Source organism: Priestia sp. 3CA3, assembly GCF_056836725.1.
In genome coordinates, this window is the sequence record NZ_JBXENJ010000006.1 from 391,576 (window position 1) to 408,427 (window position 16,852).

At 37.2% G+C, this 16,852-nt stretch carries 14 protein-coding genes; 4 read left to right on the plus strand and 10 right to left on the minus strand.

Annotated elements, in window-relative coordinates:
• Positions 1–122: 122 nt before the first annotated feature.
• The 8 genes from AC1VNJ_RS18380 to AC1VNJ_RS18415 all read right to left on the minus strand — a co-directional run bounded on the left by AC1VNJ_RS18380 (position 123) and on the right by AC1VNJ_RS18415 (position 7,253).
• Complete coding sequence (locus tag AC1VNJ_RS18380) at positions 123–533, minus strand: GNAT family N-acetyltransferase (RefSeq protein WP_034264713.1); 411 nt, start codon at positions 531–533, stop codon at positions 123–125.
• An 87-nt stretch (positions 534–620) separates the two neighbouring features.
• Positions 621–905, minus strand: a complete 285-nt coding sequence (locus AC1VNJ_RS18385; RefSeq protein ID WP_028413748.1) for a DUF5316 family protein — start codon at positions 903–905, stop codon at positions 621–623.
• A 161-nt stretch (positions 906–1,066) separates the two neighbouring features.
• On the minus strand, positions 1,067–1,549 hold the full coding sequence (ybaK, locus tag AC1VNJ_RS18390) for a Cys-tRNA(Pro) deacylase (RefSeq protein WP_482641167.1): 483 nt from the start codon (positions 1,547–1,549) through the stop codon (positions 1,067–1,069).
• 257 nt (positions 1,550–1,806) lie between these two features.
• Positions 1,807–2,796 (minus strand): ABC transporter ATP-binding protein, encoded by a 990-nt coding sequence (locus AC1VNJ_RS18395; protein WP_098999832.1) that lies wholly within the window; start codon positions 2,794–2,796, stop codon positions 1,807–1,809.
• The gene (locus AC1VNJ_RS18400; RefSeq protein ID WP_014460576.1) at positions 2,789–3,787 is read right to left on the minus strand and encodes an ABC transporter ATP-binding protein; all 999 of its coding nucleotides are present in this window, start codon (positions 3,785–3,787) and stop codon (positions 2,789–2,791) included. Before AC1VNJ_RS18400 ends, AC1VNJ_RS18395 begins: the two co-directional genes overlap by 8 nt.
• Positions 3,784–4,692: an ABC transporter permease gene (locus tag AC1VNJ_RS18405; protein WP_182028626.1), complete on the minus strand. Its 909-nt coding sequence runs from the start codon at positions 4,690–4,692 to the stop codon at positions 3,784–3,786. The genes AC1VNJ_RS18400 and AC1VNJ_RS18405 overlap by 4 nt, the downstream gene beginning before the upstream one ends.
• 9 nt (positions 4,693–4,701) lie before the next feature.
• Complete coding sequence (locus AC1VNJ_RS18410) at positions 4,702–5,655, minus strand: ABC transporter permease (protein ID WP_028413754.1); 954 nt, start codon at positions 5,653–5,655, stop codon at positions 4,702–4,704.
• Between the two features lie 59 nt (positions 5,656–5,714).
• Positions 5,715–7,253, minus strand: a complete 1,539-nt coding sequence (locus tag AC1VNJ_RS18415) for an ABC transporter substrate-binding protein (protein WP_033578690.1) — start codon at positions 7,251–7,253, stop codon at positions 5,715–5,717.
• 291 nt (positions 7,254–7,544) lie between these two features.
• On the opposite strand from AC1VNJ_RS18415, the gene AC1VNJ_RS18420 reads away from it, so the two are divergent.
• The gene (locus tag AC1VNJ_RS18420; protein WP_482641159.1) at positions 7,545–8,291 is read left to right on the plus strand and encodes a gamma-glutamyl-gamma-aminobutyrate hydrolase family protein; all 747 of its coding nucleotides are present in this window, start codon (positions 7,545–7,547) and stop codon (positions 8,289–8,291) included.
• Between the two features lie 140 nt (positions 8,292–8,431).
• Here AC1VNJ_RS18420 and ppsA read toward each other — a convergent pair whose 3' ends face one another.
• Positions 8,432–11,038 carry a phosphoenolpyruvate synthase gene (ppsA, locus tag AC1VNJ_RS18425; protein WP_482641160.1) on the minus strand — a complete coding sequence of 869 codons (2,607 nt, stop codon included), beginning with the start codon at positions 11,036–11,038 and terminating at the stop codon, positions 8,432–8,434.
• Between the two features lie 1,183 nt (positions 11,039–12,221).
• The gene (locus tag AC1VNJ_RS18430) at positions 12,222–12,941 is read right to left on the minus strand and encodes a BclA C-terminal domain-containing protein (RefSeq protein WP_482641161.1); all 720 of its coding nucleotides are present in this window, start codon (positions 12,939–12,941) and stop codon (positions 12,222–12,224) included.
• A 636-nt stretch (positions 12,942–13,577) separates the two neighbouring features.
• On the opposite strand from AC1VNJ_RS18430, the gene AC1VNJ_RS18435 reads away from it, so the two are divergent.
• The 3 genes from AC1VNJ_RS18435 to AC1VNJ_RS18445 all read left to right on the plus strand — a co-directional run.
• The gene (locus AC1VNJ_RS18435; RefSeq protein WP_311265587.1) at positions 13,578–14,675 is read left to right on the plus strand and encodes a tetratricopeptide repeat-containing glycosyltransferase family 2 protein; all 1,098 of its coding nucleotides are present in this window, start codon (positions 13,578–13,580) and stop codon (positions 14,673–14,675) included.
• Positions 14,665–16,215 carry a glycosyltransferase family 2 protein gene (locus tag AC1VNJ_RS18440; protein WP_482641162.1) on the plus strand — a complete coding sequence of 517 codons (1,551 nt, stop codon included), beginning with the start codon at positions 14,665–14,667 and terminating at the stop codon, positions 16,213–16,215. The genes AC1VNJ_RS18435 and AC1VNJ_RS18440 overlap by 11 nt, the downstream gene beginning before the upstream one ends.
• Positions 16,216–16,540: 325 nt before the next feature.
• Positions 16,541–16,852 (plus strand): Rpn family recombination-promoting nuclease/putative transposase (locus AC1VNJ_RS18445; RefSeq protein WP_482641168.1); only part of this gene is annotated, 312 nt, incomplete at its 3' end.

The window sequence follows — 16,852 nt, forward strand, 5'->3', positions numbered from 1 at the left end:
AATTTTAGCCCTATAAATATAAGGAGCTGCTAAATGTATTATATCATATTTTGAATGCCTTTTATTTGCTTTCGTTATTGGTCATCTTGCAGCTCTCTTTTTCTTGCAATCCAAAATTTATCTCATTTAACTTTAAATTCACACAAAAAGCGCTCCACTCCGGGATATTTTTCACCTAAACTTGTTATTTGGAAGCCAAACTTAGAATAAAAGTTTACTGCCTCTTTATCTGTCTCAGCAAAAATAGAATGTATATCATAGTTCTTACAAAGAAAGCGAATCATGCTGCTTCCTATTCCTTTCCCTCTCTCTTTTGGTAAAACAGCTATATGTTTTATAACAGCTTCCTTGGCGTTAAGAAATTTAACTCCTATACAGCTAACTGTGTCTCCATTTACTTCAATACTATATAATTTCCGACTTGGCAAACACGTGTATTTTTTATACTCTCCATCAACCTTCTCTTCTAAAGTTGCATAAGATAACAGCTTTTTTATTGTCGGGTTCACCATAGTTGAAGTGATTTCTTTCATCCTAGCACCTCTTTTCGCTATTATCTTATGAATAATTAGTTTGTTTTTTAGGACCTTGCGGGTTGCTCTTACATGTCGAAGAATAAACTATACAAAGTAATGAATGAGAAGAAATACCCCGAGAACTGGAGCGGCAGCTAACATAAGGTTTATAGAATTTGTTATTCTCCACTTCTTGTCTGCTTTTGATTCTGTGGAAAGGTTAGCTCTCATTCGATCACCGCTTACAGCTGCTCCAGATATGATAAGAGCTAGCCCCACTAATATAATGAAAGCGGTGAAAAGTACTGTTTCTGAATTTACGTTAGCTATTGTACATGCTACTAAAAGTATAAAAGATAAAATGAACCCACCAATAATTGATTTAATCATTTTTGTCCTCCTATCCTTTTTATAAAGTTTCCATATATTAACTATATAATATCATTTTTTCTGTCTTTTTACTTTTGTTTTTGTTATTCCAACAGTAATTGAACCAACTAAAAAAGCGAAACGCTTATGTCTAAGTGCGTTTCGCTCAAGGGAACTACATTTTAACTACCTTTTGTGATGTCTGCCGGACGTATACGAATTACTTTTGATAAGTCACTTAGTGGTAGCTGTATCTGATGACCTACACGCCCGCCTGAAAAGTAAATCGTTTCACAGTCTTCTGCCGTAGAGTCAATGAAGGTTGTGAACTGCTTTTTCATCCCGATAGGAGAACACCCTCCGTGAACATATCCTGTCAGAGGCAACAGCTCTTTTTGAGGAATCATTTCTAGGGATTTTTCACCAGCTGCTTTTGCCGCTTTCTTTAAATCAAGCTCCTTTTCAACCGGTACCATGAAGACATAATGTTCTTTTGATTTTCCAACGGTCACAAGTGTCTTGAAGACTTTAGCAAGATCCTCTCCGAGCGAAGTAGCTACCTGTACTCCACTCAGATTTTTAGTTTCATAAGAATAATAATTGTACTCAATTTTTTTCTGATCTAAAATTCGCATTACGTTCGTTTTGTCTGCTTTTTTACCCATAATTATCACCGATACCATCATAACACGTTTTGTTTTCATATCTCCATATATTAGGATAGGTAGGTTAGTAAGGGTTATTCATATCTTTTATATAAAAATGAATCTAATATGCTAAATAATGACTTTTCACTACCCTTGGAACCCGATGTTTCAAAGAAAAAAGCCACTAGATGTACTAGTGACTTTTTCATTTCTATTCATTCAATTATGCTGCTGCATCAATATGTTTGTTTTCTCTATCGCTACAGATTTTCACCTTAACTATATAGATGACATTTTACTTTATGCTTGCTATCAATCACTGTATCTTCAGGTGTTTCTTTCATGCAGCGGTCAAATGCGAACGGGCATCTTTTATGAAACGCACAGCCTGAAGGTGGATTAAGAGGAGAAGGAATTTCACCTTTAACCTCAATTTTTTCACGCTTTTCATGTTCGTGAATTGCCGGGACAGATGATAAAAGAAGTTTTGTGTAAGGATGACGAGGATTTGAAAAAATCTCATCTGTTGGCCCTTCTTCTACTAATCTTCCTAAATACATTACGCCAACGCGGTCTGCAATATGTCTTACAACGCTTAAATCGTGGGAGATAAAGAGATATGAAAGCTTCATTTCTCTTTGCAAACTGCGCAGCAAGTTTAAGATTTGTGCTTGAATAGATACGTCCAGTGCTGAAACCGGCTCATCACAAATGATAAGCTTCGGGTTTAAAATCAACGAACGCGCAATCCCTATGCGCTGACGCTGGCCGCCTGAAAATTCGTGCGGATAGCGGTTGTAATCTTCTTCGTTAAACCCAAGCTTTTTTAATAATTCAATGACAAGCTGCTTTCGTTCGCTTTTGGCGCCTACATTATGAATTGTTAATGTTTCTTGAATGGAAGCCCCAATTTTTTTCCTTGGGTTAAGGGAAGTATGCGGATCTTGGAAAATCATTTGCAAATCTTTACGAATCATCCGTAAGCGTGATGCTTTAGATTCGAAAATACTTTCTCCATTAAATTGTGCTTCCCCGCCCGTTGGTTCTACTAACTTTAAAAGCGTGCGCCCCGCTGTACTTTTCCCGCACCCAGATTCACCTACTAATCCGTACGTCTCGCCTTCATAAATATCAAAAGATAAATCTTGAACCGCTTTAATTTGGCCTTTTGCTTTTCCTAAAGCTGAACGAACCGGATAGTATTTTTGCAGGTTGCGAACTTCAAGCAAGGGCTTGGCGCTTTGCTGCTTTGCTTCACTAGACATACGCAACCTCTCCTTCTTGAATTTTTTCATAGTGCCAGCATCGAACCCGATGCGTCTCATCGGCATGCTCTAAAACAGGTACTTCTTTATGGCATTTTTCCGTTGCAAACGGGCATCTTGGTGCAAAACGACAGCCGTCTGGCACGTTTGAAAGCGGCGGAACCGTTCCGGGAATGGACGAAAGTTCTTGTGTTCTGTCGCCATCTAAGTGAGGAACCGACTTAATTAAGCCCATTGTATAAGGGTGAAGCGGCTTTGAAAACAGCGTTTTAACGTCCGTTTCTTCCATCACTTGTCCTAAATACATCACGGCTACTTTTGTACAAATATTAGCGACAACGCCTAAGTCATGGGTGATGAACAGCACGCCCATGTTGAGCTTGTCTTTTAAATCCATCATAAGGTCAAGGATTTGCGCTTGAATGGTTACGTCTAAAGCCGTTGTTGGCTCGTCGGCAATAAGAAGCTTCGGCTCACAGGCTAAAGCCATCGCAATCATAATGCGCTGCCTCATTCCTCCCGAGATTTCATGCGGATACTCTTTTGCTCGCTGTTCTGGAGACGGAATACCGGTTAATCTCAAAAGCTCTACGACTTTCTTTTGCGCTTCTTTTTTAGAGACTTTTTGATGCAGACGAATCACTTCAGCAATTTGTTTTCCAATTGGCATAACGGGATTTAATGACGACATGGGATCCTGGAAAATCATTGAGATTTCGTTTCCTCTTAGCTTTTGAATTTGCTTTGAAGACATGTCTAATAAGTTTTTTCCTTCAAACAAAATCTTACCATCGTAGCTTGTTAGGTCTTCATCTAATAACTGAAGAATAGATTCGGACGTTACGCTTTTTCCAGATCCGGATTCACCGACAATGCCCAATACTTCTCCTTTATTTAATTGAAGAGATACATTGTCAACAGCCGTTACTTCTCCGCTATACGTTGTAAAAGTTACTTGTAAGTCTTCTAATTTTAAAAGGGCGTTACTCAACGTTTTTTCCTCCTTTTCTTCAGCATTACGTTTTTCGGATTTAACCAATCGCGCAGACCGTCACCAAATAAATTAAGGCCAAGTACAATTAAAATGATAAATACACCCGGAAACACGGTCATCCACCACGCGTTGTAAATCGCAAGCTTTCCGTCATACAGCATATTTCCTAAGCTTGGTGTTGGCGCAGGAATTCCGGCTCCTAAAAAGCTTAGCGAAGCCTCTGTTAAAATCGTCACGGCAAACACGTATGTTACTTGAACGATTAAAGGCGATAAGACGTTTGGCGCCATATGAAAACAAATGATTCGAAGTGAGCTTGCTCCTTGAGCTTTTAGCGCTTCAATAAATGTTTTTTCTTTTACAACAAGCGCAGCTGAACGAACAATTCTCGCAATCGAAGGAATAAATACAAGGCTCAGTGCGATAATAACATTGCTTGTTTTAGGTCCTAAAGCAGACATGATGGCAATTGCTAGTAAAATAGACGGGAAAGCAAACAAGCCGTCACAAATTCTCATTAAAATATAATCAAGAATTTTATAATAAGAAGATAAAAGTCCAACGATTAAACCAAGTACAGTAGCAATAATCGTTACTGCGGCTCCAATCATTAACGATATTCTGACGCCGTACATTGTCCGACTAAATACATCTCGCCCAAAGTTATCCGTTCCAAACCAGTGCGTGCTTGACGGCGGTGCTAATCGATTTGCAGGGTCGATTTGTAAACTGCCAAAAGGAGAAATGAGCGGAGCAAAAACAGCAATCAAAATAGATAATAAAATAAGGATCGCTCCTCTTACTAGCAAACGATTTGAGAAGAAACGCGCTGCCGCTGGGTTTCTTTTTTTCTTTGCAGGTACTGAAATGGTCTCTGTATTTTGTTGTGCGTTCACATTCATCACCCTCCTTTAATCATGATAAGAATTGCGTACACGCGGATCGATCACGGCATACAGCAAATCAACAACTAAATTGATGACCACGTAAGCAACCGTAATTAAAAGTACAGCTCCTTGAATAAGCGCGTAATCTCGGCGTTCAATTGATGAAACAATCAGCTGACCTAATCCCGGGATGTTAAATAATGATTCTGTTACTGCCGCTCCGGTCACAAGTCCCGCAAATGATTCTCCGATAACTGTTAAAATCGGTAAAAAACTCACGCGCAGCGTATGCTTAAGCATAATTGTGCGTTCATTTAATCCTTTTGCTTTTGCCGTTTTAACAAAGTTTTCAGAAATGGTATCGAGTAAAGATGAACGCGTCATACGCGTAATTAATGCAGCTTGAATCGCTCCAAGCGTAATCGTTGGTAAAACTAAATACTTTAAGTATTCAAATAATCCGGCATTTAACGGAACGTATCCTGAAACAGGGAAAATTCGAAGCTGTACAGCAAAAAGCAAAATAAGGAATGAACCGAGAAGAAAGCTAGGAATAGAGATACCTAAAAGGCTGGCTCCCATAATGCTTTCATCACGAATCGTTCCTTTATGTTTAGCTGCATATATACCAAATAGTAAAGCAAACACCACGCCAAAAATTTGCGCAAGTATAGCTAGAGAAACCGTAGGACCTACGTTATCCCAAATTGCCCCGAGCACAGGTTTATTTAAAAAGTAGGAATAACCAAAATCTCCGTGAAAGATGTTAGATAGCCAGATAAAGTATTGATTGACAACAGGCTCATCCAATCCCATTTCTTTGCTTAGCGCTGCAATTTGCTCCGGACTTGCGCCTTGTCCTAAAATAATTGCTGCGGGACTCCCAGGCGTTAAGCGTGTAATTAAGAACACAACAATAGATACAATGAATAAAACAGGAATTAGTGCAAAAAGTCTCTTAAGTGTATAAGCTCCCATCGTAAACTCCTTTCTAAAACAGAGAGCATAAGCCCTCTGTTTACTAGAATAATAAGATATTATTTTGTTAAACTCATATTGTAGAAAATTGGACCTAAATTATACTCATAGCCTTTTGAATTGTTAGAAACGGCATTGATGTTCACTTTATGACCAATAAGTGTGAACGGAAGCTCGTCCCATACGTATTGCTGGATGGCATCAATGTCACCGCGAGCTTCTTTAACAGAAGGAGCAGCTTTAATTTTGTTTAAGTAGTCCATTGATTTTTCAACTGATGTACCTTTTGTCGTCCAGAATCCTTGGAAGATGGTAGAACGAGCATTCCAGTCAACAGGATAGATGTCCCATTGGTTTGTATCACTCATTTTATCGCTGAATGTCGCCCAGTCGTATACTTCTAATTTTACATTCATACCGATGTCTTTTAATTCTTGTTGAACCACAACAGCTGTATTGTATTGATCTTGGTAATCACGAGACGCCATTAAGCGAATTTCTTCTCCGTTATAACCAGATTTCTTCAAATATTCTTTTGCTTTTTTCTTATCATGCTGGTTATATTCTTCTTTTCCAGCTGTACTGTAGTAGTTTGGATACTCTTTGTTCACAATGGATGAAGAAAGCTTGTAATAATCTGAGCTTCCGTAAGAACTGTCTAAGATATCTTTTGAGTTAAGAGCTGCGTTAACTGCTTTTCGCGCATTGATGTCTTTAAAGACGCCTTTATCTGCGTTGTAGAAAAGTCCCATAAATCCGCCTGGTGATGTTTCTACTTTTGCATTTTGACTGCCTTCAACTTGTTTGGCATTATCGCTTGATACAGATAGCGCAACGTCAAATTGTCCGGTTGTAATACCAGAAATCCTAGTTGACTCATCGCTTACGAAACTAATCTTAATTTCATCGACGTGAGGAGTTTTCTTAACTTCGCGGCCTTTCGAAGAATAATCTTTAAATTTTTCTAATAAAAGATATTGATTTTTCTTCCACTCTTTTACTTTATATGGACCTGTTCCTATGTAGTCTTTGATCCCTTCATCAGATGCATTGTCAACCACTTCTTTTGGTAAAATAGCTGCTGCGGGGATTGGATCAGCTAATAAAGATAGCGTGTTAACATTTGGTGATGGTAAATGAAGCTCTACCGTATAATCACCGGTTTTTGTCATTTCAGCACCAGAGAAGTTTGTTTTCCCAAGGGATGATAGCTTAATCCAGCGGTTAATAGAAGCGACAACGTCATCTGCAGTCATTTCTTTACCGTTATGGAATTTAACCCCTTTTCTTAATTGGAACGTGTATGTTTTTTTATCATCGCTAATATCTACTTTAGACGCTAAGTCAGGCTTAGGATTTCCTTTGTCGTCTAAAATCATTAACCCTTCATAGATACTGCGCGTTGCATCTTTCACATCTGAGTCCCCAGTGATTTGAGCATCTAGCGTTGCTGGCTCACTTTGAGACGCGACGTTTAGCGTTCCGCCTTCTTTTCCTTCTTTTTCACTTGAAGTATTTTTACTTGCGTTACCACTGCACCCTGCTACCATGAGGACAATGGTTAAAAGAGAGATGAAAAGTAAATAAGTCCTTTTCACTAAAATCACTCCTATTTCCTTGTATAAAATTTTAATCCGACTATAATAAGAAGAATAGTAGGAATGTGAACAATTGTAGCACTACCTTCTACCTTTGGCAATTAGTATTTTTGACACACAGAGGCTATTATACCATTTTCTATTAAATAAATATGGTATATATGTATAATAGTTGAATAAAAGAACCGTTTATTTCTTATAAAGCAAGCGATTGAAAACACTTTATCAACGCAGTAAAAAAGAAAAAACATCTTAAGAAATGGTAATTTAACAAAAAAGGAGAAAACAACAGTGGGATTTTTAATTGGTATATCAGGAAGCATTATTGTGGATCAAGGAGGACGCTTTCCAGGCTATAAGCGAGCGTATGTGAATAACGACTATATCGAATCAACAGCGCTCAGCGGCGGAGTTCCTTTTATCTTGCCAGTACTAGAAGATGAAGAAATGATTAAAGCGCAGGCAGAAAATATAGACGGGTTGATTTTATCAGGTGGACAAGACGTCAATCCCCTTTTATACGGTGAAGAACCGACAACAAAAACAGGTTCACCTTTTTTAGCACGAGATCAGTCTGAACATCTATTGTTAAAGCATGTGATTGATCAAGGAAAGCCCGTATTAGCGATTTGCCGCGGTTTACAAATTTTAAACGTTGCTTACGGCGGCACGCTTTATCAAGACATGTCAGACATTAAAGAGTCATTTATCAAACATGATCAATACAACAATACAAGCGACCCTTCTCATTCCATCATGATTAAAGACGGAACACGCCTACATGACCTTTACGGTAATCAAGCTCTTATTAATTCATTTCACCATCAAGCGATTAAAGACATAGCGCCAGGCTTTGAAGTTTCCGCATGGGCAAAAGACGGAGTCATTGAAGCCATTGAAAAACAAGGAAATCAATTTGTAGTCGGCGTCCAGTGGCATCCAGAAATGATGGCAAAAGAACATATTTCAATGCTGAACTTGTTTAAACTGTTTATGGAGCATGTGCAGCAGACAGCTACGAAAAAAGTCAGCATTTGACGTTTCAATCTACTTTGTTACCAATATAAAAAAGGCAGGCCATTGTGGCCTGCCTTTTTGTATGAACTGAAGATGCGCAAAGAAATCTAGACAAATCTTCATCTATTAATTAGATAAAATAGTGCAAGTATTTTTGGCTTTTACAGTATTTCAATATACCCTTCTGTTCCATGTACGCGAATTCGCTGACCGTCTTTTATTAGCCGAGTAGCATTCTCTACTCCGACAACCGCTGGCAATCCGTATTCGCGGGCAATGACTGCGCCGTGAGTCATCAGTCCCCCAACTTCCGTAACAAGCCCCTTTATCCCTACGAATAACGGGGTCCAGCTAGGGTCAGTAAAGGAAGTGACTAATATATCTCCATCTGATAGATTAGCTTTTTCCATGTTTAAAATGACGCGCGCTCGCCCTTCTATCACTCCGGAAGAAACCGGTAAACCTACAATTGCTTGGGACGGAAGGTTTTCTCGTTTATACGCACCTGTAATAATTTCACCTTGAGACGTAATCACACGCGGAGGTGTTAGCTTTTCATATAATTTGTACTCTTCTTTTCGTTTACTGATGATTTGGTAATCCAGTTTATGTGTGCGCACAACTTCTTGAAGTTCTTCAAATGTCAAATAGTATATATCTTCTAGTTCATCAATAACGCGGGCTTTTACTAGCAGAGCGGCTTCTTTCAGCAGAGCCTGCTTATAAACAAAATAGCGATTAACCATCCCGTATTTGGGATATTCACGATAACCGATAAAATTTCGGAGGAGATCAATTCTTTCTTTTGTTTCTTTTGCTTTTTGTTCGCCATCGGGCAATTGCTTTAATCTACTTAATAGCTCTTTCTCTTTTTTTAAGGCTTCCTGCAAACCTTTTTCAAATTTTTGTTTGCTGGCGCTAGCCTCAAAGTTTTTAATATTACCAAGAATCACAGGGATAAGTGCAGCTGGCTTTTCGCTCCACCGAGTTTTCGTAATATCGATTTCCCCGGGACATCGCATTCCGTATTTGCTGAGATAATCATAGATAGCGTCTTTGGTTTCCTGTCCGCCTTCTAACTTAACCAGGTTTTCTAAAAAGTTATCATCTTTTACATGTTTTAAATAATGCATGACTTCTGGATAAGGGCGAATTACATCTGCGACATCCAATAGCGCCAGACCCATTTCTGAAGTAATATTGTTTGGTACGGATTGAGAAAGCGCGTCTGCTGCGTTTTTTTCACCTAACCATGTCTCCATTTTTTCATTAATCCATGATGAAGCATCCATAGCGGCCATAAACACAGCTGTACTTTGTGGATCAAATAAAATCTTCTTTAATATCCCGATATCTTCTGAAATAAAATCGACTAATTCCGGCCCTGACTTCGTTTGGATGGTTTGCTTCAGCTCTTCTATTGATGCTTGATTCTTCTTGATCAAGTCAGAAACGATCGTAAAGTCGTTTTCGATTTGTACCTTAGGCTTCGTAGGCGGCACGCTTTCATTGCTTTTACCGGAACTTTGATCATTAGATAAAAATTTTATGAAATCTCCTCGCTCTATTATGCTTGTAAGTGCGTCTTTCATGAGCGGATCATGCTGTCCCATGGCACCTAACATCATTTTTCTGCTGTCAGGTGAAGCCAGCATAGGGGTGACATCAACGAACAACCTTCCACCGGCTGTACGCATCGGTGCATTAGTCGTTAACAGAAAAAAAGACAATCCCAGTGGTTTCATGGCATCGGTCATCATTTGTTGGTGTCCAACAGATACATACACGTGATTTTCTTGATCATCTCCTTCAGGAATTGGATATAAAGTAGTGATTGGACGACTTTGGACAATGTAAAATGTATCATCAGCCAAGCACCACTCGATATCTTGAGGACAATCAAAATAAGCTTCAAGCTGTCTTCCAACGCGTTCTAATTGTAAAATTTGAGAGTCAGTGAGCGCTTGCGTTTTTTGTAGATCAGAAGGAACTTCCTTGGTTTCTGTTCCACCTTCTTTTAATCCGTAGATAGCTACCTTTTTAGCTGCTATTTTTTTATCGACGATTTCCCCTTCTTGTACTTTATAGCAATCGGCAGATACCAAACCAGACACCAGCGCTTCTCCAAGTCCAAAGCCTGCATCAATGGATAACAGATTTCGGTTAGAAGTAATTGGGTCAGCGGTAAATAAAATACCTGAAGCCTGCGGGAAAACCATTCGTTGAACAATAACCGATGCGTGCACTTGACTATGGTCAAATCCATTTTTTATCCGGTAGGTTACGGCGCGATGTGTAAACAGAGAAGCCCAGCATTTGCTAATGTGCTCAAGGATGGCTTCTTTGCCTCTGATATTTAAATAGGTGTCATGCTGACCAGCAAAAGAAGCATGTGGCAGATCTTCAGCTGTCGCACTTGAACGAACTGCATAAGCATGCTCTTCCCCAAACTGAGAGAGAGAATGAATAACTGCTTTTACAACGTCAGAAGGAATTTTTATTTCCATAATGGTTTGGCGAATTTTTTTGCTGATTTCACCAATTTGATCTCGATCATCAGCTTTTAGCATCGTCAGCTGGTTCAGTAACGCTTGAAATGTTTCATTTTGTTCAAGAGCTTTTTGATACCCGGCCGCTGTCACACAAAATCCTTCCGGTACTTGTATTCCTTGAATTTTTGATAACGCGCCTAAATTTAAAGCTTTTCCTCCAACAAGTGAAAGCTGTGTATCTTTTATTTCTTGAAAGCTAAGAACTAAAGAGTTCATTCAACATCTCTCCTAACCGGTAATGTTTTATTGATTTTACCAGCAGTAAATGAGAATAAACAGTCTATATCGGCATTTTTTTATGTGGTATAATTAAGGTAGGAAGAAAGTTAAAAATCTTTTTGTCAGCGATTACACATTTGAAAGTTGTATAACTAACTTATCTGGTTGATCCGTATCTTTTTTAAACAGGTACGTGCATGTTTGAAGTGTTTGTTGATTTTCCCCATTTAGCACTTTCTTTTTAGAAAATAAAATTTCAGCAACTTTCCTCATTTTAACCCTTCTTTTATTTGGTCACCTGAAGAGTCTAACTCATTAGATGACTAACTCTCTTTTTTGAACTATTCCGAAACTATAGTATTACGAATGTATCTCTTCGCTTGTTTTCTAGCAAGTGTATAAATGATGAACTGCAGCACAAGCGCGGCAAGGCTTATCAATACTACTTGTTCGACAGAATTAAAGGGCGCAAAATATTTCTCCCATTTAGAATCAGGCAGCCTTAATGCGGTATAAAAATATGAAGTACTAAAAGAAATGATATTTCCTAAAATAAGTGATAAATCCGCTCTAATCAGCCCACTTAGATAAGACAGTGCTAGTGTAACTATGGTCATGATGAGATAGTTTACCTTTGAATCATCCTCAAAATCCTTTCGCATAGATAAATAAACATATGGAATGCAGTAAATGGTAAAAATTATAAAAGGAAGTAGTCTTCTCATATAGTAATCTCTCCAATATTTAGGATTCGACATATTTCTCTATTATTATAAATTATTAGAGAGAATTTTTTCCAGTTTTCCGCACATAGAGAGTGTAGAAGTACCTATACATAAAATGATTGTTTTTAGAATTGTTCCTTAAGGCAAAGTAAAAAGCATATTATTTAAATAGGAGGTGTGTTTCAATCGAACACTTTCTGTTTACTGGTGACAATTACTTCTTTTTACTGGTCCAATAGGTTCAATTTCCGGAAAATCTTCAAATTCTCCTCCGTCTAAAAGTTCTTTTAATGTTTGCTACGTATACAGAACCTCCTCTAAAAGTAGTAGCGTATAATTGTCGATAGCTGCTATATATTCATCGCGCTGTCTGTTGCATATCATTAACCATCTTCTCTTGCTCAAGCTAAGAAATTTCATATCAATTCTTACCTTAGGCTAAGGATAGTTTTTCTTTATCCCGATAAACGAATAATTGTTAATGCAGCTCCAGAAGATCCTCCACCCGTCAAAATCACTGCAGTAGCCAACCCAAATAATTGAAGGGTAATTGTATTACCTATAGATAAAGAAACGATAAGATCATTATTGTAGCTTGATATAGCAAGAGCTGGAGTTATTATGGATCCAGGAATTGGAGTTGTATCATTTAGTACTAGCCTAGATCCAACAAGTACAGTAGCTGTAGGATTAATTTGATATGTGATGTAATAACGTCCGGTAGCTGGAACTGTAAACGTTGTATTGGTACCGTTTGCAGTGAAGCTGTCGAGATCTTGATTACTAGGCAGCGGGATATTTGTCCCGCCTACTAAAACTCCAATAGTACTGCCGGTTGTATTGCCTGCAAACATGGAATTAGTTGTAAAACTTACTCCAGTAGCTCCAGTTGCACCCGTAAGCCCAGTTGCTCCGGTTGCTCCCGTAAGTCCAGTTGCTCCAGTAACCCCTGTCGCTCCTGTGCGGCCGGTTGCTCCAGGATCTCCTTCGTCTCCAGTAGCTCCAGTTGCACCCGTACGCCCGGTCGCACCCGTACGCCCGTGGCCCCAGTAAGCCCGGAATCCCCGGTAGCCCCTGTCTCTCCAGTAGGTCCTACAGAAGGATAGTGAGTCAAAATAACTTCGATTTGTATTAAAACTTTGAAGAATAGAATGTGTGTCTCTGAATTTAAGCACAAAAGAGTAATAAGCATTTTCAAACTATTAATTAGTGTTTCGAGTAACTTTATTGGAGGAGCCCACCTTGTTGTTAAAGCGGATAACAAATTTTGAGCAGTGATAATTAAATTCTTAGTTATTGAGCAACCAGGTTGTAATTCATTTAATAAGACAATAAGACAATTTAGTGAATTAGAAATAGTATTGATATTTTTATTTTTATAAGTAGGATTTTTTAGAATCAGGAGAATTTCTTTTTTTAAGCTATCTAAAATAGTAAGCAACCTTTTAATTTGAGAACTCTTAATATCTATACAATCCAATTTTTTAGAATTTTTCTTTTTCAAGTAATCAGGCTCATCAGTAGAACTAAGATACCTAACTTTAGATGCTCGTCTATAAGCCATTGTAATCCTCCTTTGTCCAAGGATAAATAATTCATTACAAACCTAACTTAGGTAAGTGTACATTTTAACTTTAAAAAATCTCAGCAGTAAAAATTACAAAAGTACATTTATGCTAAAATAAGGAATTTTTCACAATTATATATACATAGTTATTATAAATATTGAAAAATATTTCAAATTGCTATCTGTTTTATTGGTGATTTATTGTAGAACTAAAAATTTTTAAGATTTATAGGAGGAATAAGAAATGGTTTCTATCAGTTTGTGTATGATTGTTAAAAATGAAGAAGTATCACTTGGGAGGTGTCTGGAGAGCGTCTACCACTTAGTTGATGAAATAAATATTATCGATACGGGTTCAAACGATCAAACAAAGAAAATTGCTAGAAACTATACAAATCGAATTTATGACTTTAAATGGATTGATGATTTTTCAGCTGCGCGTAACTATGCTTTTCAGAAGGCTACAAAAGATTATGTTTTGTGGTTAGACGCAGATGATATATTGCTAGAAGAAGACCAAGAAAAGTTTTTGGAATTAAAAATAAATCTAGATTCTAATATTGACTCCGTCACGATGAACTATCATTTAGCAACAGATGAATACGGTAATGTTATAACAAGTCTAAGAAGAAATCGGTTAGTAAGGAGAAGTAAAGGATTTAAGTGGATTGGTTTTGTCCATGAATACCTTGAGGTATGGGGGAACATTAGTAATAGTGAAGTAGCTATAACTCATAAAAGCATCCACCATGATTCTGAACGGAATTTAAAACTTTACGAAAAAAAGTTAATTAATGGTGAAGAGTTTTCTCCAAGAGACCTATATTATTTTGCAAATGAATTAAAAGATCATGGTCAAATTGCAAGAGCCATTAATTTTTATGAACGGTTTCTTTCAACAGAGAAGGGATGGGTTGAAGATAATATTGCAACATGTAGAAACTTAGCTGATTGTTATCATGATGTTTTAGATAAGGAGAAAATGATGGAATCCTTATTACGATCCTTTACATATGCTGCTCCTAGACCGGAAATCTGTTGCAGATTGGCTTACTTTTTTATTGAAAAAAATGATTACCGTTCTGCTGTTTTCTGGTATGATTTAGCAACAAAAACCGAAGTTTCAAAAGACAATTATGGAATCCACAATTACCTTTACTCTACATGGATTCCCCATATCCAATTATGTGTTTGTTATGATTATTTAGGAGACTATAAAATGGCAAATTACCACAATGAATTAGCAGGTGGTTACAGGCCTAACGACCCTAAATACCTGCATAATAAAAGTTATTTAGAAACCCAACTCCTGATAGAAGATGGTGTAGGAAGTGACTCATAAACTGAGGGTACTGATTGCAAGTCCTATACATCAAAAACCAAAAATTGCAAGTTTGTTCTTAGAATCTTTAAAGCAGCTCAAAAAAGAAGAGTTATTAGTACATTTCTATTTCATAGATGATAACGAAAACGTTGACTCTAGTCGTCTTCTTATACAATTCCAAGAGTGTATTGGGTCAGTAGTTATTGAAAAATCATCCTATAAAGATGTTTATTCTAAGGATAAGCAGACTCATCATTGGAATGAACATCTAGTGTGGAAAGTAGCTAATTTTAAAAATTTAATTATTAAGTATGCAAAAGAAAAAAAATATGATTATTTATTTTTTGTAGACTCTGATTTGTTATTATCCCCCAAAACTCTTGTTCATCTGGTTCAACAAAGAAAAGATATTATTTCTGAAATTTTTTGGACAAAATGGCAACCAGAATCGATGGAGCAACCCCAAGTATGGCTTTACGATGAATATACCCAATACAATGTACAACCTGGAGAACAGTTATCTGGCGATCAAATAAATATCCGATATCAAGACTTCATTACTAAAATGAGAAATCCAGGAGTTTATGAGGTAGGAGGACTTGGTGCCTGCACTCTCATTTCACAAAATGCTCTTCAAAAAGGCGTTAACTTCAGCAAAATACCTAACTTAACATTTTGGGGAGAAGATCGTCATTTTTGTATACGTGCAGCTGCAATAGGACTTTCTCTATATGTGGATACACAATACCCTGCCTACCACATTTATCGAGATACAGACATAAAAGGCGGAAAAGCATTTCTTAAAAAAAACACGGCTAGACAGAAAGCTTCTATTTTAAACATTAATGTATCTACTCCTACAAAACCAAAGCTCACCTTGTCTATGATAATTAAAGACGAGGGGAATCGTTTTTTAAGAGAAGTTTTAAAGAGCCACCTTCCTTACATTGATAATGCTGTCATTATTGATGATGGGAGTACAGACAATTCAGTTGAGATTTGTAGGGAAGTTTTAAAAACCGTACCATGCAAAATTGTGCAAAATAAAGTTTCGAAATTTTCTACTGAAGTAGAGCTACGCCAGCAACAATGGGAAGAGACAACCAAGACGAATCCTAATTGGATTTTAAATGTAGATGCGGATGAACTATTTGAAGATAAATTTAAGCAAGAGGTAGAACAGCTTCTTAAACAAGAGGATTACGACCTTTATTCTTTTAGACTCTATGATTTTTGGAGTCATACCCATTATCGTGAGGACGAATATTGGTATGCTCATCGTTTCTATCGACCATTTCTCGCTCGATACAGGAAGGATTTCTCGTATGTATGGAACGAAACTCCTCAGCACTGTGGGAGGTTCCCTAAAAATATATTTCAACTGCCAAATAGTATCTCTAACCTAAGAGTAAAGCACTATGGATGGTCCAAATTAGAATATCGCTTAGAAAAATACAAAAGGTATTTAACTATTGACCCTCAGGCTCGATATGGAATAAAAGAGCAATATGATTCAATACTAGATAAAAGTCCCAATTTAATAAAGTGGGAAGAGTGAAAAGATTACACATGTTCATTTCTTCAATAATCACTATTATATTTTGGTTTTCATATGTAGTAAAAAAGTGAGAGTATACTTTGTTTAACTAATAGGAATAAACGAATTGAAGTGAAGGTAAGAGAACTAATAACTATTTTTTGTTAGGCAGCTATTATTAAAATGGCTGTCTTTTTATATAGGAGAAAAACAGAGTGAAATACTTGGTTGAATTAAACATATTAGCAATAATAATCACGACATCACCTCTAACTTAGAAAATGTTGGCGGTCACTCAAGCATAATGGATGAAATTAGTAAATAGATTGGAAATAGATTAATTACCATTAACATTGTGAACTTCCGTTATTTATCTCATATTCATGATTATCACTCCACTTTTCAGTTATATGAGCGAGAGCAGAAATTACTCTTAACGGATATGCTGGAAATTTATTTTATGGAGCTACCTAAGTTATTAATAAAATGGCGTAACAGAGAGGTAGATCCAAGGGAAGATCAACTTGTTCGATGGTTATTATTACTTGAAGCATCCGAAGGTGAAGAAATCACTCAAGTATTGGAGGAAATTGCGATGCAAGAAGATCAAGTATTAAAGAAAGCAATGGACGAGTGGGAACGTGTTAGTCAAGATCCA

Bases quoted from the DNA above. Each gene is read 5' to 3' on its own strand.
- AC1VNJ_RS18395 (WP_098999832.1), bottom strand. From the start codon at position 2,796: ATGTCTAGTGAAGCAAAGCAGCAAAGCGCCAAGCCCTTGCTTGAAGTT.
- AC1VNJ_RS18410 (WP_028413754.1), bottom strand. From the start codon at position 5,655: ATGGGAGCTTATACACTTAAGAGACTTTTTGCACTAATTCCTGTTTTA.
- AC1VNJ_RS18405 (WP_182028626.1), bottom strand. From the start codon at position 4,692: ATGAATGTGAACGCACAACAAAATACAGAGACCATTTCAGTACCTGCA.
- ybaK (WP_482641167.1), bottom strand. From the start codon at position 1,549: ATGGGTAAAAAAGCAGACAAAACGAACGTAATGCGAATTTTAGATCAG.
- ppsA (WP_482641160.1), bottom strand. From the start codon at position 11,038: ATGAACTCTTTAGTTCTTAGCTTTCAAGAAATAAAAGATACACAGCTT.
- AC1VNJ_RS18380 (WP_034264713.1), bottom strand. From the start codon at position 533: ATGAAAGAAATCACTTCAACTATGGTGAACCCGACAATAAAAAAGCTG.
- AC1VNJ_RS18435 (WP_311265587.1), top strand. From the start codon at position 13,578: ATGGTTTCTATCAGTTTGTGTATGATTGTTAAAAATGAAGAAGTATCA.
- AC1VNJ_RS18385 (WP_028413748.1), bottom strand. From the start codon at position 905: ATGATTAAATCAATTATTGGTGGGTTCATTTTATCTTTTATACTTTTA.